Source organism: Psittacicella hinzii, from assembly GCF_003585935.1.
GTDB classification, from domain to species: domain Bacteria; phylum Pseudomonadota; class Gammaproteobacteria; order Enterobacterales; family Psittacicellaceae; genus Psittacicella; species Psittacicella hinzii.
On the sequence record NZ_NRJG01000004.1, the window covers coordinates 15,473 to 36,632 of the forward strand.

Annotated in this window: 15 protein-coding genes; 7 read left to right on the plus strand and 8 right to left on the minus strand. The window is 35.4% G+C overall.

Going from position 1 to position 21,160, the window contains the following annotated elements; translation table 11 throughout:
* The first annotated feature begins 658 nt into the window (after window positions 1-658).
* The 6 genes from CKF58_RS00225 (at window position 659) to CKF58_RS00250 (ending at window position 9,059) form a co-directional block, all read left to right on the plus strand.
* Entirely contained in the window at window positions 659-2,305 is a 1,647-nt protein-coding gene (locus CKF58_RS00225) for a CTP synthase (RefSeq protein ID WP_119529984.1), read from the plus strand.
* A 1,300-nt stretch (window positions 2,306-3,605) separates the two neighbouring features.
* Window positions 3,606-4,910: a phosphopyruvate hydratase gene (eno, locus tag CKF58_RS00230; protein ID WP_119529985.1), complete on the plus strand. Its 1,305-nt coding sequence runs from the start codon at window positions 3,606-3,608 to the stop codon at window positions 4,908-4,910.
* Between the two features lie 182 nt (window positions 4,911-5,092).
* Entirely contained in the window at window positions 5,093-6,448 is a 1,356-nt protein-coding gene (gene pepB, locus CKF58_RS00235) for an aminopeptidase PepB (protein ID WP_119529986.1), read from the plus strand.
* Window positions 6,449-6,923: 475 nt separating this feature from the next.
* Window positions 6,924-7,463 (plus strand): hypothetical protein, encoded by a 540-nt coding sequence (locus CKF58_RS00240; RefSeq protein ID WP_119529987.1) that lies wholly within the window; start codon window positions 6,924-6,926, stop codon window positions 7,461-7,463.
* 157 nt (window positions 7,464-7,620) lie between these two features.
* On the plus strand, window positions 7,621-8,313 hold the full coding sequence (locus tag CKF58_RS00245) for a LysE family translocator (protein ID WP_119529988.1): 693 nt from the start codon (window positions 7,621-7,623) through the stop codon (window positions 8,311-8,313).
* A 26-nt stretch (window positions 8,314-8,339) separates the two neighbouring features.
* Window positions 8,340-9,059, plus strand: a complete 720-nt coding sequence (locus CKF58_RS00250) for a LysE family translocator (RefSeq protein ID WP_119529989.1) — start codon at window positions 8,340-8,342, stop codon at window positions 9,057-9,059.
* A 73-nt stretch (window positions 9,060-9,132) separates the two neighbouring features.
* Here the strand turns inward: CKF58_RS00250 and CKF58_RS00255 are convergent, their stop codons facing one another.
* From CKF58_RS00255 to ilvD, 3 genes are all read right to left on the minus strand, one after another.
* Window positions 9,133-10,455 (minus strand): nickel/cobalt transporter, encoded by a 1,323-nt coding sequence (locus CKF58_RS00255; protein ID WP_119529990.1) that lies wholly within the window; start codon window positions 10,453-10,455, stop codon window positions 9,133-9,135.
* 4 nt (window positions 10,456-10,459) lie between these two features.
* Window positions 10,460-11,209, minus strand: a complete 750-nt coding sequence (locus CKF58_RS00260) for a DUF1007 family protein (protein WP_119529991.1) — start codon at window positions 11,207-11,209, stop codon at window positions 10,460-10,462.
* A gap of 234 nt (window positions 11,210-11,443) precedes the next feature.
* Window positions 11,444-13,294: a dihydroxy-acid dehydratase gene (ilvD, locus tag CKF58_RS00265; protein WP_119529992.1), complete on the minus strand. Its 1,851-nt coding sequence runs from the start codon at window positions 13,292-13,294 to the stop codon at window positions 11,444-11,446.
* 383 nt (window positions 13,295-13,677) lie between these two features.
* Between ilvD and mtnN the strand changes: the two genes are divergently transcribed.
* Window positions 13,678-14,583: a 5'-methylthioadenosine/S-adenosylhomocysteine nucleosidase gene (mtnN, locus tag CKF58_RS00270; protein ID WP_119529993.1), complete on the plus strand. Its 906-nt coding sequence runs from the start codon at window positions 13,678-13,680 to the stop codon at window positions 14,581-14,583.
* 284 nt (window positions 14,584-14,867) lie between these two features.
* Here the strand turns inward: mtnN and CKF58_RS00275 are convergent, their stop codons facing one another.
* The 5 genes from CKF58_RS00275 to CKF58_RS00295 all read right to left on the minus strand — a co-directional run bounded on the left by CKF58_RS00275 (window position 14,868) and on the right by CKF58_RS00295 (window position 20,297).
* Window positions 14,868-15,347: a hypothetical protein gene (locus CKF58_RS00275; RefSeq protein WP_119529994.1), complete on the minus strand. Its 480-nt coding sequence runs from the start codon at window positions 15,345-15,347 to the stop codon at window positions 14,868-14,870.
* 55 nt (window positions 15,348-15,402) lie between these two features.
* Entirely contained in the window at window positions 15,403-16,104 is a 702-nt protein-coding gene (locus tag CKF58_RS00280) for a hypothetical protein (RefSeq protein ID WP_119529995.1), read from the minus strand.
* 137 nt (window positions 16,105-16,241) lie between these two features.
* A complete protein-coding gene (can, locus tag CKF58_RS00285) occupies window positions 16,242-16,997 on the minus strand; it encodes a carbonate dehydratase (RefSeq protein WP_119529996.1) in 756 nt (251 codons plus the stop codon).
* Between the two features lie 222 nt (window positions 16,998-17,219).
* On the minus strand, window positions 17,220-18,830 hold the full coding sequence (pta, locus tag CKF58_RS08510; protein ID WP_119529997.1) for a phosphate acetyltransferase: 1,611 nt from the start codon (window positions 18,828-18,830) through the stop codon (window positions 17,220-17,222).
* 261 nt (window positions 18,831-19,091) lie between these two features.
* On the minus strand, window positions 19,092-20,297 hold the full coding sequence (locus tag CKF58_RS00295) for an acetate kinase (RefSeq protein WP_119529998.1): 1,206 nt from the start codon (window positions 20,295-20,297) through the stop codon (window positions 19,092-19,094).
* Between the last annotated feature and the right edge of the window lie 863 nt (window positions 20,298-21,160).

Here is a 21,160-nt window from a genome sequence, read left to right on the forward strand (position 1 = left end):
ACTATAACTAATACCAAAAGTCTACACAAAAGTCTACACAAAAATTTAATCTAAACTCTAACAAACAATAATCCTAGCAACTTTAGCTTAGACAAAGGTTTAAGATAAAAGTTGCATACTTAAAACAGTTTAATCAATTTTAACCTCTATATTATACGGCATTCTAATCCTTTTAGGGGTAAAGATCGTCATCTCACAATTTTATCGAGTATAGGGTGTAGTAAGTGAATTGTTTCGACAGTAAATCGGACTGTTTAAAAGTAACAATTTACAAGGTCATAAAACGAAAATTTACCAACGTTTACTTATATAAGATAGTGTTTTGTCGAGTTTTTATTCTATGGGTTTTTAAGAGCTTAGCAATTTCTGCATAGAGACACTTGTTAATATAGCTTTAAATTTATAAATTTCTACTGCCACGATGAAGAAAAAATAACTGACTTGCAGACTAAACAATGACTTAATAAAAGTCTGCGTTAGTTATGAGGTAATGATATAATAGTGTATTGTTAAAATGCTGGATCAAAGGTTATCTAGCTTGGGAAAATTATTTATGATTACTTCTTTTTAAGCAGCAGTGTTAGGCAACGCGGCGCCAGCTTAAAGAGCGTAATATAATTTTTTTTTCACCATATAAAAGAATTCGGATAATTGAAGTATGTCCTCAAATACAGAAACCAAATATATCTTTATTACAGGTGGTGTAGTTTCGTCACTAGGTAAAGGCGTTGCCGCTGCATCAATTGCGGCATTACTAGAATCTCGTGGTGTAGACGTGACCATGTTAAAAATGGATCCTTATATTAATATCGATCCAGGTACAATGAGTCCAATTCAACACGGTGAAGTTTTCGTAACCGAAGACGGTGCTGAAACTGACCTAGATTTAGGGCACTATGAGAGATTCATTCGCACCAAAATGTCAAAGTTAAACAACTTTACTACTGGTAGAGTTTACTCTGACGTTTTACGTAAAGAACGCCGTGGTGATTATTTAGGTCACACTATTCAAGTAATCCCGCATATTACTAATGAAATTCAAGAGAAAGTAATTGCAGCAGCTAAAGGTCACCAAGTAGCTATCGTAGAAGTAGGTGGTACTGTAGGTGATATCGAGTCATTACCTTTCTTAGAAGCATTACGTCAACTATCATTCCGAGTTGGTCGTCAAAACACTGCGTTTATTCACTTATCATTAGCTCCATATTTACCAACAGCTGGTGAAGTGAAAACTAAACCAACCCAACACTCAGTAAAAGAATTATTAAGTATTGGTATTCAACCAGATATCTTAATTTGTCGTTCAACTGTAGCTTTACCAGTGCATGAACGCAATAAAATTGCTCTTTTCTGTAACGTTGATGAAAAAGCAGTTATCAGCATGAAAGATGTTGATTCAATCTATAAAATTCCTGCTTTATTATCAAGCCAAGGTTTAGATGAGCTATTAGTTAAACGCTTTGGTTTAAATGTTCCAGCTCCTGATTTACGTGAGTGGGAAGAAGTTATTTACAAAGAAGCTAATCCAATTTACGAAGTGGATGTAGCTTTAGTAGGTAAATATGTAGAACTTCCGGATGCTTACAAATCAGTAAACGAAGCTTTAAAACATGCTGGTTTATTTAACCGCGCGAAAGTAAAAATTCATTACGTAGATTCTGAAACTGTAGCTGCACGTGGCGCTGACGAAATGTTAGCTGGTTACGACTGTATCTTAGTTCCAGGTGGTTTCGGTAACCGTGGAGTTGAAGGTAAAATCCTTGCTGCTCAATATGCACGTGAACACAAAATTCCTTACTTTGGTATTTGCTTAGGTATGCAAGTAGCAGTAATTGAATTTGCACGCCATGTTTGTGGTTACACAGATGCTAACTCTACAGAGTTTGATAGCAATACAACTAACCCAGTAATCGGTTTAATTTCTGAATGGGGTGTTGATGTACTTAAAACTGGTACTCTAGAACAACTAGGTGGTACTATGCGTTTAGGTGCTAACCGTATTGATCTGAAAAAAGGTACACACATCTACGATCTTTACAATGGTAACATGGTAGAGCGTCACCGTCACCGTTATGAAGTAAACTCTAAATACATCCCAGCTTTAGAAGAGCATGGTATGGTGATTTCAGGTACTTCAGAACACCACGGTTTAGTAGAAGCGATCGAATTAAAAGATCACCCATGGTTTATTGCTTGTCAATGCCACCCAGAATTTACTTCTACGCCACGTGAAGGTCAACCATTATTTATTGACTTTATCCGTGCTGGTATTGAATATCATAACCAAAAAGCAAGTGGTAAATAATTTACCCTTTAAAAGGAGAGCCCGAAACGGCTCTCTTTTTGCGTTTATGCACTACTAAAAGTTCTTTAAATGTAACAAGGTATTTGTGAAACTTGTGTGAATTTTATAAAATTGTTAAATTTTATGTAAATATTTGTGAAATCTTTTATTGCTTTAGCTTAAGATCACATAAAAAGCATAAAAGTTAAAGTCTATTGAGACATATTTCACAAATAATACTCTTGCTTAAGGCTGATTTGGCTAGATTTAAGCAAGAATTAGTCCAATAAATATCAGTACCAGCAAAGATCTAGTAATGACTTTACTATAGATTGTCTAAAAAGATTTTACGAATTTAATTTTGTCCGTTGAGCTTGCTTTAGTAGGGGTATCTAAGAGGATAGGGGTAATAAGTTGTTATGCATGCATGATTAGTTACTCTCGGTAATCTCGGTTAAGTGTTAGAAGAATAAGCGATAAAAATTGAATAAGAATAAGCGATAGAAATAGACTACGTAGCTTTTATCATTTTTTAGATACGGTGTATCTCAAGTACAGTCTAAATCAAGATAAAGACTGAAGTTAAAACTATCTTATATTCTAATTTGTTTCTTAAAAATATTAAGTCCGGATAAAGTAATCTAGGATACAAAAAGATAAGGCATATAGAAACAAGGCTCACTGATAATACTGTTTAAAGTCGCTAATTACAAACCTCAAACTACTTATTGCTAACTATTAAGCCTTAGCTATTAATCAATAATCACCAACTATAGCTAAATAAATCTCCATAATATTTTTTTAGACAGCCTTCTCTACCTAGTTTAGACAACTGAAGCTAATCTTTTCTAAGAGTATAATTTTACTGGACTAGAGCGTCATTAAGAGCCAAATCTTCCTATTAAAACGGCTTTAAAGTTAATTAAAATTCTAAAGTTAATAAGTGTACAAGATTTTGTAAACCTTACGAGTTTTAGGGATAAACCTAGTTAGGTATATGGTTATTTACAAGCGTGGTAAAACCTTAGTTAAAATTTTTAATTTCATAAATTAGATCTTACACTTCTTTACACTAAAAAGTTTCTATTTTGCAGTCTATACAGTAAAATACAACGGCAAATAACCATAAATAAAAGTAAGTGTTTAATGTTAATCGCATGTTATTTTTTACCACTAAGACGTGGGATAGGTTATAATATGCGAAATTAATCAACCGCTGAAGCTTATTCTCAGGTGGGTCTACATTAGGAGTAGACAATTTAGCAAACTTTTTCTTTGTACTGGGAATAGGTTAAGTTAAATTAAATATAAAGGTTTAATTATGTCTTCTAAAATTGTAAAAATCATTGGTAGAGAAATTATCGACTCACGTGGTAACCCAACAGTTGAAGCTGAAGTACACTTAGCTGACGGTTCTGTTGGTTTAGCAGCTGCTCCATCAGGTGCTTCTACAGGTTCTCGTGAAGCTCTAGAATTACGTGATGGTGACAAAGCACGCTTTTTAGGTAAAGGTGTATTAAAAGCTGTTGCCAATGTCAATGATGTAATCGCTCCAGCATTATTAGGTTTAGATGCTTTAAACCAAGCTGAAGTTGACCAAAAAATGTTAGACTTAGATGGCACTGATTTCAAAACTAACTTAGGTGCTAACGCTATTCTAGCTGTATCTTTAGCAAACGCTAAAGCTGCTGCAGCAAGCAAAAAACAACCTTTATACGCTCACATTGCTGAGTTAAATGGTACTCCAGGTGTTTACTCAATGCCATTACCAATGATGAACATCATCAACGGTGGTGAGCACGCTGATAACAACGTTGATATCCAAGAATTCATGATTCAACCAGTTGGTGCGAAAAACATCAAAGAAGCTATCCGTATGGGTTCTGAAGTGTTCCACAACCTAGCTAAAGTATTAAAATCAAAAGGTTTAAATACTGCTGTAGGTGACGAAGGTGGTTTTGCTCCTAACTTAGGTTCAAACGCTGAAGCTTTAGAGTGCATTAAAGAAGCTGTAGAAAAAGCAGGTTATGTTTTAGGTAAAGACATCACTTTAGCTATGGACTGTGCTTCTTCAGAGTTCTTCAACAAAGAAACTGGTAACTACGAATTAAAAGGTGAAGGTAAAACATTTACTTCTCACGAATTTACTAAATACTTAGAAGAATTAGCAACTAAATACCCAATCATCTCTATCGAAGATGGTCAAGATGAATCAGATTGGGACGGTTGGAAATACCAAACTAACGAATTAGGTGGTAAAATCCAATTAGTTGGTGACGATTTATTCGTAACTAACACTCGTATCCTTAAAGAGGGTATCGAAAAAGGTATTGCTAACTCAATCTTAATCAAATTCAACCAAATCGGTTCATTAACTGAAACTTTAGCTGCAATTAAAATGGCTAAAGACGCTGGTTACACAGCAGTTATTTCACACCGTTCTGGTGAAACTGAAGATGCTACAATTGCTGACTTAGCAGTTGGTACAGCAGCAGGTCAAATCAAAACTGGTTCAATGAGCCGTTCTGACCGTGTTGCTAAATACAACCAATTAATCCGTATCGAAGAACAATTAGGTGAAGCTAAAGCTCCATTCTATGGTCGTAAAGCGGTTAAAGGTCAATAATTAATTTATAATTAATTACTTAGAACCCAGAGAGAAGTCTCTGGGTTCTTTGTTATGTAAAAATTATGGATTAGTTAATGACAATCCGTAGAAAAAGGAGTACAATAAAAAAGACACAGAATTTTTTATTTCTTAAACCTCACTTTTAGCAGTGAAAGTTTATGCTCTTAAGGATTTAAAAAATGGTTAAAATTAATGTTATTCCGTCTTTAGTACCAGAATATGCTAAAGGACAAAACCCAATTTTAGTGCTAAACGAACAAGAACAAAGCTATAACGTTTATGTACTTAAAGAAAATGCTGCAGGACAGCCGGAAAAAATTTCAGTTGAAGAACGTATAGAACTGTTTCGTAAACTAGGTCGTACTTGTCGTACTTCTCCATTTAGTGAGTTTGAGTTAGACGAAAAAATGTGTTTACGTGCTTGTACGGCTTTTGCGCAAGGTTTCTATGAACCAAACTTTGATTTACAAGCTAAGAAAACCTTTACGATCCCAGCTGCGGTAAAAGAAGATTTTGAGCGCGTAGACAGTCACTTAACTTTCTTACGTAACTTAGTAAACGAACCTGCTGAAACTTTAACTCCAGAAGCTTTAGCAGCTAAAGCGCAAGAACGTATCTTAGCTTCAGCGCAAGCGGTAGGTAAAGAGCAAGCTTTAACCTTTACTTTAACTAAGTTTGATCAATTATTAGAAAAAGGCTACGTAGGGGTGCATACAGTAGGTCGTGGTTCACAAAATAAACCATGCTTACTTGAAGTTGACTTTAACCCTACAGGTAAAGCAGATGCTCCAGTAACTTTTGCTCTTGTAGGTAAAGGTATTACCTTTGATACAGGTGGTTACTCATTAAAACCAAGCGATGGTATGTCAACCATGCGTTCGGATATGGGTGGTGCGGCTTTAATGACTACAACCTTAGCTTTAGCTATTGCTTCAGGTCTTGATAAACGTACTAAACTATTTATTAGTTGCGCTGAAAACATGGTGGGCTCAAATGCTTTCCGTTTAGGTGACATTATTCGTTATCCAAATGGCGTAACTGTAAGTGTTGATAATACAGACGCAGAAGGTCGTTTAGTATTAGCAGATGCTTTACAATTAGCTTCAGTTGCTAATAACGGTGAACGTCCGGCTGTGATCTTAGACGCAGCAACATTAACAGGTGCTGCTAAAGTAGCAGTGGGTACGGATTATCATAGCTTATTAAGTTTTGATGATGCTTTAGTAAATCAAGTGCTTGCTGCAGCAGATGAAACTAAAGAATTATTCTGGCGTTTACCATTAGCTGAATTCCACCGTAAACAAATAAGCTCACCAACAGCAACTATTAGTAACACAGGTTCAGTAATGCAAAGTGCTGGTGCTTCAACTGCTGCTGCATTCTTAAGTTACTTTGTTACTGATTACAAACAAGGTTGGTTACATATTGATGCTTCAAGTACGTTTAACCGCCGCGGTGGTAATGAGTTTGCCGTAGGGGCAACGGGTAAAGGTTTACTGACTTTAAGCAAATTCTTACTTGATTACCAAGCATAGTTAAGCAGTACTCAAGTATTACTTAAGCAGTATTAAGCAGGTACTCAAGCAAGTATTTAAATAATTTATTTTTCTATAGTTGTTTGCATAACGCTTAAATAATAAGCTGGACTAAAGCAACTATTACAAAATGAGTTGATTAGTTGGATACAACTAGAGATTTATAATCCCTAGATTAACGTTTCTAGGGATTGTAAATCTCAATTTTTCTAAATAGCAATTTTAGATATTACTTCGATAAGTGCGTTGAAAAGGATTAAAGTTTTACTTAAAAAAGCTAGAGTTGTCTGTTACTAAATATGCCTGTAAATGTATAAAAAACATAGACAATAAAAACATAATTATGTCGCAGCTAGCTATTACATTGAGGTTAAAAGCTGGTATAATATAACCTAGTTTGTCGTTAGGCTAGAGCTCCGTAGACGACAAGTACCTCTAAGAGTTTAGAGGATTTTAGGAGAATAAAATACCAATTATGATTACGCAAATTAGCATTGCTATAATTGTGCTCATAGTAGTAGGTGTTATTAGCTTATATGTTTTCCGCGTGCGTACCGGTCGTGATGACTTTAAAGGTTCGCAAATGCAAGCTATCTATACTATGGCAAGTCAATTAGCAGATCGTGAGTTTTTAGATGCTAGTTTCCTAGAAATTTATCATACCGCGATCACTCATACTTACGATTTACCTCAAAAAGTACTAACCGATAACCTTAGTGCTTTAAAACGTTGTTTTAACGATAAAGAATTAGCCTTACAGATCATTACTGATTGTTGTAAAGATTTACCAGCTGGGGATAAAGCCAATCTTTTAGCCCGTGCTATTAGCTTAACCGGACAAATTGAAGGGCATGCCTCAGTATTTAGTAAACAAATTCGTATTCCGAATTCACGTGTAACTCAAAGTTATCGTGAGCTTTTACAACTATTACAAATTTCAAGTGAACAAGTAAAAAACGCTTTACAAGAGCTTAATCAAAAAAGCAAAAAAGCGTCTAAAACTGTACAAGCTTAAACTTGCATTAGAACTTAAAGTACTGGTTTTACTTGCCTAAAGCAATTAGCTACTTGAATTAAGTAATATTAGATTTAGTCTACACTGCTAATTTATAACAATTTATTAACAATTTAAACGCACTTTGGTGCGTTTTTATTGTTTGTTTGGATAATGTATGGCTTATGATTTATTAGTTGGCTGGATGCTATTGGTTATAGTAGGTAATGCTATGCCAGGAGCTGACTTCTTCTGTATCACTTCCGTAAGTTTACGCTCACGTCATCTAGGGATTTTGTGTGCTTTAGGCTTACAGACTGGGGTAATCTGTCAATCGCTGATTGCTTGTTTTGGTACTATAACCATTGCTAATTACAATATGACAGCCTTTAAAGCAATTCAAGTTATAGGTTCGTTATATTTACTTTATTTAGCTTATAAGATTTTAGTTTCGGTATTTAAACGTGAACGAGAAATTAAAATCCTCTATGCCCAAGCACAGGCCGAGGGTAAAGATTTAAAAGCCTTAGATAAAGATTTACAAATTGAAGCTTCAGCAAGTATGAATGGCTGGCAAGCTTATCGTACAGGTTTTCTTTGTAATATTTTTAATCCTAAATGCTTTATCTTTATGGCGACTGTATTACCGCAATTTGTGGATACCAGTTTAAATAATGTCGGCTATCAAGAATTTATTTTATGTTTGGTGAATTTAGTCCTTGGGATTATTCATTGGATTTGTTTAGCATTTTTAGTTAGTTATCTAGCTAATAAGTTTGCTTCGGCTATGTTCAGAGTGCGCCTTGAAAAAATTGGCGGCTTCTGTCTGGGCATTATTGGTTTAGGATTACTCGTTTCTTTAGTGTTTTAAGCTAATGTTAGATCTAGGATGGTGTTATGAGTTATGAATTATTAATTGCTTGGATAGTGATATCCATAGTAGCATTAGCTTTACCAGGTCCGGACTTTGTATATATTACGTCGGTTTCATTAAAAGAACGTCGTTATGGGATTTTTGGGGGCTTAGGTATTCAATTAGGGATTTGCTGTCACCTATTTTTAACTTATATTGGTGCAGTAACTCTCTTTAAAAATTACCCTTTACTCTTTAAAGGGATTCAAGCTTTAGGTGCGGCATTCTTAATTTACCTTGCAGTAAAAATTATTGCTGGTTCAATTGGTGAATTACGTAAAATTAAAGCTGCAAGTAAAGCGGCGCAATTAGCAGCTGAAACTCCAGATGCTGACTATTATAAATTAGATAAAAACGAAGAAATTTCGAATATGGCATGTTTTAAACGTGGCTTTTTCGTAAATATTCTTAATCCTAAAGCTCTAATTTTCTTATTTAGTTCGGTATCGCAATTTTTACGTACTGATTCTAGTTTTTCAGAAACAACGCAATTTCTAATTCTAAGTGTGGTACACGTAGCTTTAGGGATTATGTGGTGGACTTTTTTAGCAACGGCAGTAAACTTCTTATCACGTCGTTTTGCAATTCCATCATTTAGATGTAAGATCGAAATCGGTTCTGGAGCAATTATTTTCTTTATTGCTTTAGCTCTACTAATTCGTGTAGTTTATACTATCTACACTGGTGATAACTCAGGTTTATAAAAGTAGAATAGATCTTACTACATTCTTAATATCAATAAAAAGCTCGAGTTTAAAAACTCGATCTTTTTATTGATTAATCTTTAGGAGTAGGCGGTAAGGTTTTAGGACTTGAATTATTTTGTTGTAAAAGAGGTTTGTTTTGCGCACGGGTATAAATACGTAAATTATCTTGTGATTGATAACTTGTATATGCCGTATGTCCAGCTACTATTAATAGCGCTAAAGAAATAGCCGCTACAACCCCTTGCACAAACATAGAATTACCAGCGCTAGGTTTACCAGCAAAGCGATTAAAGCCTAAACGTTTAATAATATTTACAATCTCAACCGTAAAAATTAAACCAATACCAGTCCCCACTGCCATAGTCATAGCTGAAGCTACACCCCACCACCATAAATCAAGAGCATAACCTAAAACTAATATAGCTAAAGCTCCAGAACAAGGACGGAGAATAATTGACAGTGACATAAGAATACGATCACGTAAATTATCAAGTTTGTTAAATTCGTCCCAGTTTATATGGTTATGACACGAACAAGATTGACCATGCTCATGATGGTGTTCACCTTGCTTCCCATCTTGTTGTGTATGTGCTGAAGTATGCGAGTCATGCTTATGTTCAGGACAAGAGCATGCTTCATGAGTTTTATGCTCATCATGCTGGAGTGAGCTGCAATGATGCTCTTTAGGTTCGTCATGATGATGCGAACAGCAATGATGCTCTTTATGCTCCTCATGCTGGTGCGAGCAACAATGATGAGCTTTATGCTCTGCATAACTATGTTCATGACTATGTTCATGTGAGCATTGGCTATGATTACAACTGGTACTTGTTGTGTTCTTGGTTGGGGTATTATTTGTCGTTGAGTTTGTAGCTGTATTGGCTGCTGTAGTGGCATGTTGCTTACTTAAACGATAAATCTTCACTAAACGTATAAGACTACGCACTAACCAAAATATAGCTAAGGTACTTAACATCAAGCCACTAATTAGCCCTAAATGATCATTAATGGCAAAAACATAAGCCGAAGAACTCGTAAATAAGTATAAAACTACTGAACCAATAACTACCGCTGTTACCCCTTGTAACAGTGAAATAGTAAAGCCAAGACTAGCCAGTTTCCAAAACTTTGGATTAGTTGCAAGTGAATAAGAACTTAAGACAAATTTACCATGTCCTGGTCCTACAGCATGTAATACACCGTAGAGAAAACTAATTCCCATGAGAATAAAACCTGCATGAGGATTGTTCTTGGCTTGCATTAAAAAGTTAGCTAAAGTATTGTTAAAGTTACTAAGAACATTAACAATCCGAAAATAAATAGCATTAAAACCAAAGAACGTAATAAATAAAATTACTACTATAGCAATAATGGCATAGATATATTTTTGCATGTTGTTATGGAGTATATGGACAACCTACATACACCGTTTGGGTAAAATATTGTCCAATGTTAGGGTCATTAGGACTAGCATCTGGTGGTAAGGAATTGGCGTAATCCACCATAGCTGCGTTTGGAGAAGCTAATTCTAACCCTGCTGAACATTGAGGAATTGTTTTAGGATTAGAAAAAGTTATAGATTTGTGATTAACGTAAGACATATCAATATAATATGACGGATCATAGGTTTGTAACATAATATAGTCTTTATCGCTTAAGATCACTGCATTTTTAAATGGTGCAAAATAAATCACTTCGACCCGATTTTGTTTATTGATTTTAATATCTACCATACTAATTGCATGCGCAAACTCAAGATTTTTAGCTTGCTTAGATAAACCATTTAGTTTAGCGATTGTAAAGAATTTGTTATCTTCAATGCTAGTAGCAATTTCAGCCCAGAATAAATCTGTACCTTTTTTCACATCCGCTAATACAGGTGCCGAAGAAATATTATCTAGCTCCATAGTAAAGAGCAGACCATAAATGGCTGTATGGTTAGCTTGCAATTTAAACGTAGGGTAAACTACTTTATCCCCATAGTCACGTGAATTGAGTTTTAAATTTGCAGGTGGTTCATTAACTACCACCAGTTTTAATCTTGTCCAAGCGTGGGGGTGTGCTTGTAGGGGACTAAGATTTAAATGTAAAAAGAAGAAAATTAAAGGAAGAGATATAAAACGTAAAAAACGAAACATCTGGTTCATAAAGTAAACAAAAATAAGAGAAAAAGTTTGCTTTATTATAGCCTAAAAATCTTAAGCGACTAGAATAATCAAAGCCTCACTAGCATTATAGTGAGGCTTAAGTAATTTATATTTTAATAAAAGACGGTTTATGTACTTTGGAGTAAGTTATTTTTACTGTATGAGCTGTATTACAATATTAGTTTAATTATTATTTTAGTCTAAGCTTAGTTTAAGTCGATTTTAAACTTGAGCTTAAGCTAGTTTACTTTTATCGCGCACGGCTCCTTTATCAGCTGAAGTTGCAAAATGCACATAAATCTTCAGAGCCGTACTCACTTGGCGTTGACGGTTTAACGGTTGCCATGCTTTCTCATTCCGTGCAAGCATAGCCTGACGACGTGCAGCAAGTTCTTCTTGGCTAATATTTAAATGAATACTACGTTTAGGGATATCAATCGTGATTAGGTCATCGTTTTCGACTAAGGCGATATTGCCTCCTGAAGCTGCCTCGGGAGAAATATGTCCAATTGATAAACCAGATGTACCACCAGAGAAGCGCCCATCGGTAATTAAAGCACAAGCCTTACCTAACCCCATGGATTTTAAATAAGAGGTAGGATAAAGCATTTCTTGCATACCAGGTCCACCTTTAGGACCTTCGTAACGAATTACGACTACATGTCCAGCTTGCTCTTTACCGCCAAGAATACCTTCTACTGCTTGTTCTTGACTTTCAAAGACAATAGCTTTACCGGTAAAAGTAAAAATACTTTCATCCACTCCAGCAGTTTTAACAATACAGCCATTTGGTGCAAGATTACCAGATAATACTGCTAAACCTCCATCTGGGAAAATACAATGCTCGATATCACGAATACAGCCTTTAGCACGATCTAGATCTAGATTATCCCAACGACAATCTTGATTGTAGGCTTTAGTGGTGCGAATACCTGCCGGACCAGCTTTAAAGAAGTGATGAAGGGCTGGATCATTATTTTGCATTACATCATAGGTTGCTAATTGTTGCTCTAGAGGCATGCCTAGAACCGAGAAAGTATCTAAGTGTAAAAGATTTGCACGAGCAAGTTCTCCCATAATCGCCATAATTCCACCAGCGCGATGAACATCTTCGATATGGTACTGATTAGTATTAGGAGCAAGTTTAGCAAGATATGGAACTTTACGGCTTAAAGCGTCGATATGTTCCATGGTAAAGTCGACTTCGGCCTCTTGTGCAGCAGCGAGTAAGTGGAGAACGGTGTTTGAAGAGCCTCCCATAGCAATATCGACACACATGGCATTAGTAAAAGCTTTAAACGAAGCAATATTACGTGGTAATACTCGCTCATCATCTTGGAAGTAGTATTGTTCACATAAGTCAATAATACGCTCGGCTGATTGCAAGAACAGATTTTTACGTTCTACGTGAGTAGCTAAACAAGTACCATTACCTGGTAAACTTAAACCTAAAGCTTCTGTTAAACAGTTCATCGAGTTAGCTGTAAACATCCCCGAGCATGAGCTACAAGTTGGACAAGCTGATTTTTCAATGGCAGCAATTTCTTGATCGTTACAAGTAGGATTAGCCGCTTGGATCATGGCATCAACTAAGTCTACACGAATAATTTTATCCGAGAACTTAGTTTTGCCGGCTTCCATTGGACCACCTGAAACAAAAATAGTAGGGATATTTAAACGCATGGCAGCCATAAGCATGCCTGGAGTTATCTTATCGCAGTTAGAGATACATACCATGGCATCGACACAATGGGCATTAATCATATATTCTACTGAATCAGCAATCAAATCTCGCGAGGGTAAAGAATATAACATTCCTTCATGTCCCATCGCAATGCCATCATCTACGGCAATAGTATTAAATTCTTTAGCAACAGTACGTCCAGATTTATTTATGTGATCTGCAATTAATTTCCCTACTTCACGTAAATGGACATGACCTAGTACAAATTCGACAAATGAGTTTACAACGGCAATAATAGGTTTACCAAAATCATTGTCTGTCATTCCTGTTGCACGCCATAAAGCACGTGCCCCAGCCATATTGCGACCTTGCGTACTAGTCGCTGATCTTAAAATTGGCATTTTTCTCTCCATCAAAAACAAGCAAATAAACAATAAGTAAATAAAATTCTACGATAGTAATGCCAAAAAAAGCATTACTATCGTAGGTACTAAAGATTAGTACCGTCTATTAAAGATTAGTACAATCTAAATTAAAAGAGCCCTCTTAGTTGGATAAATAACTCTTATAAATTATTTGTCAGCAAGAGACTCACTTATATAACTTAGCACATGCCAAGGTAAGAGTAAATAGGGAGTTTATGATCTTAAGCGCAATTTATTCCAAGATTTTAGCCCAAATATGATAAAATTAGAGCAAATAAACGATGTTTCACAAGTTACACCCTAGTCAAAAGTAACTTACTTAAATATATATTTGCATTCAAGAAAAGGCCATATCCGATATGAGCATTAAAGATACCCAATATGACTTAGCTTTTATGATTGCCATGGAAGAAGAAGCTATGAGCTTAATTCGCCAAGACAATTATTTATTGGAAAGACTAGAAGCTAGCGTAGAAGCTGGTCAATTTGATAATGTAGAAGACGCATTACAAGACTTTGTTGACTCGGCTGAACGTATTGGTAACACCAGATTTTTAACTATTGAACTTGTAACCGAAGTTCGTGACGTAGAAGTAAAAGTAAAATGCTTAGTATGCCTAATGGGCATTGGTAAAGTAAATGCAGCCATGGCAACTACCTTAGTTTGTTCACAATTTAAAGTGGATATGCTAATTAACTATGGTTTTGCTGGTGCTATTGGTCCATGCTTACCAAATACCATTTACTTAGCTGATTCTGTAAGCTATGGTGACGTAGATGTACGTGGTTTTGATTATCAATTTGGTCAAGTGCCACGTGATGAAGTTTTCTATAAAATGCCAGCTAAATTTACCGCTCGCTTATTAGAAGACTACAAACGTTACTCTGGACGTTGTGCAATGGGACGTATTATTACAACTGATATGTTCATTAATGACACAGCCCTAAAAAATCGCATTGTAGAAAATGTCAAAGAAGCTCAAATAGCAACAGGTTCAACTAGTGAACTATTATGCTTTGATATGGAATGTGCTGCGATTGCGCAAGTGGCTAAAGCTTACAACAAATCTTTACTAGTATTTAAAGAAGTATCTGATAGCGCAGATGAAACTGCTAACGAATCATTTAAAGAATCTGCATACGAAGGCGCAAATCAATCTTTACAACAAGCGATTAACTTTATTTTTATCTCATTACCAAGCATTTGTATTGGGTTAGAAGTTAAACGTGAAAATGCTCGTCGTTTAGCGCAACAAGCTGCATAAGTAAAATGCTATAAGTTAAATACTTTAAGCAAAATACTTTAAGCGAAATGCTTTAAGCGAAATGCTTTAAGCGAAATGCTCTCGACACAAACGTCAAGCTCATAAATTTTACATAAGTTAAAGGCACTATCGGATGATAGTGCCTTTAAAATTATTTAATTTTTGTAAAAGAGTTGTAGTAAGTGGTACTACTCAAAGTTGGTAGTTTAAACTAAAATTTATAGCTTAAGTAAAAACGACAAATAAACAGTACCCTAAAAACGATACTTACTTTAATCTCTAGTTTATGCAACAGCAGCCTCAAGCATACTTTGCTCTAGTTTTTTTAATACCGCTGGTTTACGTCCACGGCGCGCTTGAGGTTTTTTGAGCGCTTGTTCTTGCGCTTTGGCTTTGGCTTTGGCTTTGGCTAAACGTCTTTTTTCACGCGCAACTGCACGAGCTTGTTGTTTTTGTTCTTGGTAAGCTTGCATTTGCTCGTAAGCTTTAGCAAAGCCTTTACTGCGCGCAATATATTCTTCGGCAGTAAACATAAGTGCATTAGGAAAGAGTTCAGGAAAGCGCTGATTACATTCGATGTACATAGTACTTCTACCGACAAATTTGCCAATACAAACGCGTTTAGAAGTTACATAAGTACCAGTATTGTCTTTTTTATTGCAGCGTTGAAATTCAACGGCATAATAAACATAACGAGTGCGTCCTCGGCGCGTAACTTTAACTCTTGTTGGTGGACGCATCGCATAATAACGTTCTTTGGTCATAAAGATACGAAGGCAATATTAAGTTAGGACTATTGAGACAAGATTATAGTCTTTATTAAAAACTATAATTGAAACCAATATGTAAGGTTAAGAGGTAATATGCAGCATGATCTCCATGTTTAAATACATATGTTCCTTTTAAACCAGCGGTAAAACTATCAAGATCATAACCTACACCTAAAGAGGTGTATGGTGTTAGGATATTAGTTTTTACTTTATAAAAATGGCTTGCAAACTCACTATTGGTCATAGTCGCTGATTCAGAACCAAAGGTTTGGTTATAACCTAAAGAATATTTTAAATATACCGTGTCCCAAAGATAATAGCGGAAAAACCCACCTAAATTAATGAGGTTTTTATGCGCTTGAGACTTATAGTAAGTCGTGCCCGTTTCTGTATTCACTACAGTTTGGGAGTCTGAACTATTTAAATAAGCGTATGAGAGTTCGGCTCCAACGACAAACTTACGAAAAGCTGTATCTTTAAGGCTTGGGGTATTATAAAAGGTATATAAACGTCCAAATTCTAGACTAAAACCATAAGCAGCATTTTTACTACTGGTAAATGAATTAGTGAACTTAGTAAGTCCTTGTCCACGATTATGCGAGTAAGTCCCATAAAATGTCGTGGCATGAAGATTCCATTTATCAAACGTAAAAGCCTGACTAGTTTGACTTGTAGCTAGTAAGGTTGTTAAGGCTGCAGTGCTTAAAAATGTAAGTTTAGAAAGAAATGAAAAGTTAAAAATTTTCGGCATATGTAATGTCTGGAAAAATTTGTGCATATGACTTATATATCTTACCTTAAATTGAAAACCTCAACTTAAGTTTTTGCAGCAAATGCAAAAAATAGTCGCCAGTAAATAACTGACGACTTATTTTTACTGTAAAAATCTTAATAGTAATAACTTAGAGGAAACTCTTCGTTTGACTCATCTTCTTCATTTGCAGCCATATCTTGACGATGACGTTCAATGATTTCAGCGTCTAGATCTTGGTCGGTTAAAGTTAAGAGACGAGCTAAATAATTACGGTAATTAGTCTCTAAGTTTTCAGGACTAGTAGCTTCAACACCCTCTTCGAGTAAGTGTCCGTCTTCAATGTTATACACTAGTCCGGTAATAGTTAATTCTTGTCCACGAGCCCATGCGTCTTGAATAATCGAACTACGTCCAAGATTCCAAATTTGTTCGGCAACATTAAGGCGCGTCAACACTTCGAGCATGTGCTCTTCAGTTAAAGAGTTAAGTAAAGTTTGATTACGCGTATACAAATCTTGAATGTGCATTAACCAATTTGAAATTAAGCCTGTAGCTTTTTTACTGGCTGCAGCTTTAATTCCTCCACAATTGCTGTGTCCACAAATAATAATATCTTTTACTTTTAGGGATTCAACAGCGTATTGTACTACTGACATACAATTTAGATCTGTATGGATAACCATATTAGCAACATTACGGTGTACGAATAATTGCCCAGGATGATTACCTGTAAGCGTTTCGGCTGGTACACGTGAATCCGAACAACCTATCCATAAAGTATCTGGCGTTTGTCCGTGTGCCATTTCTTTAAAGTAATTCGGATTATGTTTAATGCGTTTTCTTGCCCAACGTTGATTATTACGAATCATCTCCGTAACTTTTCTATCCATAGAGGCCTCCCTTAACACTAGTCGAGGATAGGGGATACTAGTGTTCTCTTTGAATTTGGTGTATAGTCTTAAACTGTTAATAATAGGTAGAAAATGCTATTAAAAACGTTTGTTATTATATCAAAAGCTCCAAGATGGTAAATAAAAAAGAGATCTAGCATTAACTAGATCTCTTTAAGCATTAAAAGAATTGTTACAAATATTTTATAAATGAATTTTTACTTATTTAGTAGCGTTAATTGCTTGTACTGCTGTTAAGCAAATAGTGTACACAATATCTTCTACTAAAGCACCACGACTTAAGTCGTTAACAGGTTTACGCATACCTTGAAGCATCGGACCAATTGATACTACATCGGCCGAACGTTGTACAGCTTTATATAGTGGGTTACCACAGCTTAAGTCTTTGAAGATAAATACGTTTGCTTTACCTGCTACTTTAGAGTTAGGTGCTTTTAAAGCTGCTACAGTTTTGTCAACAGCTGCGTCGTATTGTAATGGACCTTCAACGCTGATATCTGGACGTTTTTCACGTACTAGAGCTGTAGCTTCTTTTACTAAATCAACATCTGGACCTGAACCAGAATCAATAGTTGAGTAAGAGATCATTGCTACACGTGGGTCTAAACCAAATGCTTTAGCGTTGTCAGCTGATTGAATAGCAATATCAGCTAATTGTTCTGCGCTTGGATTTGGGTTTACCGCACAGTCACCATATACGTATACGTCTTCAGGCATTAACATGAAGAAAATTGAAGAGATAATTGAAGCACCTGGTGCAGTTTTAATAATTTGCATTGGTGGACGAATAGTATTAGCCGTCGTGTGTACCGCACCTGATACTAAACCGTCAGCTTCGTTAGCTTCAAGCATCATAGTACCTAAAACAACGTTATCTTGTAGTTGTTTAACTGCTAACTCTTCAGTCATGCCTTTAGCTTTACGTAACTCTACTAAACGTGCTACATATTTGTCACGTACGTTTGCTGGGTCGATAATTTTTAATTCAGTAGGTAAAGTTAAACCTAATTTATCTGCTTGCGCACGTACAGCATCGCGTGAAGCTAAAAGAATACATTCAGCAATTTTACGTTCTGTACATTGAATCGCAGCTTTAACTGTACGTGGTTCGTCACCTTCTGGTAATACGATACGTTGTAAGTTTGACGCTGCTAAAGAAGTTAATGAAGAACGGAAACGTGCTGGAGAAATACGTGGGTATTCGTGTTCAATTTTAGTTAATTCACCAAGTAAATTATCTAAAACTTCGTAATCTTGACCGTCTTTATTTACTGCTAATAACGGTAGATTTTTAAGATTCCAGTCTTGTTGTAAGTAGCTTGCTAAATTAGAAGTTACTACAGCTCCTAATAAACGATCAGTGTTTTTACCGTTTAAGCTTTGGGCAACAAATGCACCTAATTGCGCACTTAAAGCGTTGTAAGTAGCAGCTAAGCTCTTATCTACAACTACAATATCAGCGTCTAAAGTTGTAGCTACTGAGTAGTTGAAATCAGTACCTAATAGGTAATGTAATTCACCAACTACTAAGAGAACTTGTGTATCAGCTGCAAAAGAATCTTGCAGGTTAACTAGTTTATCGAAAAGAGCATCTGTATCATTAGCTGCAGTTTTTTCTACTGCTTTTTGTAATGAGAATGCGCTTTTAACTTCAAAACCGGCAGCAGCTAGAGGATCATTTTCAACCTCAAATACACGTAAAATAGCTACTTTATTACCACGATCTTGATGTTTTTTAGCAACAAATTGAACTAAGTTTTCTACTTGTGCTTCTTTGTTCGTAGGAGCGAACAGTACTGTTCTTAATGACATTTTTAATAAACCAATAAAATATTAAAAAAAATATGTAATACAGCCAAGCAAAGGGTGATTGATTATATTCTGTTGTATTACTAGTATTGTTATTACTGACTAGAGTTGCCTTGATAAACTCTAGTCAGTAACCTAAAAGATTTTTAGCTAACAACCTAGTAGTTCTTGGTTGTATCTACCTTGAATAAGAGGCTCAAGTCTGGAGTAATCCAGACTTGAGTTGTAAATAGGATTTGTAAATAGACAAATGCTCGAATGCAATTATGCGCGAGTTAATGCGAATGTATCTTGAGCGATTAGTAATTCTTCGTTTGTAGGAATTACCATAATTACTGGAGTGTTATCTTTAGAGATTACACCTTCTTTACCAAATTTAGTATCAGTGTTACGTTGATCATCAATTTGGTAACCTAATAGACGTAATTTATCGATTACTAATTTACGTACGTGTGGAGCGTTTTCACCAATACCACCTGTGAAAGTAATAGCGTCGATGTAGTCTACGTTTAGGATAGCTAAGTAACCACCAATGTATTTAGCTACGCGGTGAGCAAATACATCTAAAGCTAATTTAGCACGTTTGTCAGTGTAGTAGTTGTCTTCAGCATAACGACAGTCTGAAGATACACCAGTAATACCTAATAAACCTGATTGTTTGTTTACTAAGTTATCAAATGAATCAGCAGTTAAGTTTAATTTGTTGAATAGGTATTTGATTGCACCTGGATCTAAGTCACCAGAACGAGTACCCATTACTAAACCTTCAGTGGGAGTAAAGCCCATTGAAGTTTCAACAGATTCACCATTACGTACTGCACAAATAGATGCACCGTTACCTAAGTGACAGTTAATTAAGTTCACTTCGTTAACTGGTTTACCGATCATTTTTGCTAAAGTCTCGGTAATGTATTTGTGTGAAGTACCATGCATACCGTAACGACGAACACCATGTTTTTCATATAGTTCGTAAGGGATTGCATAAGTGTATGCTTCTTCTGGTAATGTTGAGTGGAATGCTGTATCAAATACTGCAACTTGTTTGTCTGCTAAAGCTGGGAATAATTCAGTTGCAACTTTAATACCTAGTAATGCAGCTGGGTTGTGTAAAGGTGCATATTCTGCAGCTTCTTGGATTTGTGCTACAACGTCATCAGTAATTAATACTGATTTAGTTAATTTCTCACCACCATGTACTACACGGTGACCGATAGCTACTAAACCTTCTAATAATTCTGGTTTAGCTTTTAATAAATTCTCTACTACGTAGTTTAGTGCTTCAGCATGACCAGCGCCAGCACCTAAGTTTTGTTCACCTTTTTGACCGTCAAGTTTCCATTTAATACGTGCTTCAGGTAAGCATAAAGCTTCAGCTAAACCTGATAAGAAAACTTCACCACTTTCAGGGTTCATAATTGCAAATTTAATTGAAGAAGAACCACTATTAAGGATTAAAACTAAATCTTTCATTAAAAATACCTTGTTGTGAGGATATGATTAAAAATATGTAAAACAGAAACGGCAATAATTACTTTAACCTTAGTTACAGTAAAAATAAGCGTAGGCAAAATATCTAGCCAAAGCTTAAAGTTTTTTTTAGAAGCTTAAAGGTTAAGAATAAATTGATGGTTATTTTTGTTTGTTCATAAGATAGAGTTTTGTCAAAAAATGATAAAACCCCAGTCGGATCACAAAAAATAAAACCTTTAACCTAGCGTATGTAATTAAGTGTTAAAAGTAACAAATCTAACTTAAGAGCTTACTAAAGTTTAACTTTTGTGTAATCTTTAGTAAAAAGTAACTTAAGTTTTGCCATAGTATCCTAGTGTTGTTTTTTAGAACCTTATGCTCAAAAACCGCAATTCTCTGTACCTAAATACAAACTAAGGGGTAGAAAATGTTATAGGTATTTTTGGTGGTCTGGGATCTAAGGTAAACACAAATTTTTTTGTATTTTATCATATTTTGAGCAATAAGGTCTTAATTTTGGCAATAGACGCAAGGTAAAATTTGGTAAATTTAGGGAGTAAAAGTTTAATTTTAGGTCTAATTTCACCAAAGTTAACACGCTATATTTTATAAGTCTATATGCCTAAGAGTTGACTGTGGTGTCCCCCAAATGATATACAAAATTCATACTTTCAATGAACGAAAATATGTCAAATGAAAGCATTTTTTTTATAATTTTGGGTTAACTAATTTTTAAATTTAATGTATAAATCCTATGACTGTAGTTTATTTCTAATTTATTGAACTAAGTCTTAATGGGGTTTAATTTTTACATTTGGGAAAGACCTAATTGAATAAGCCCTCCCCCAAATTCGTACAAAAAT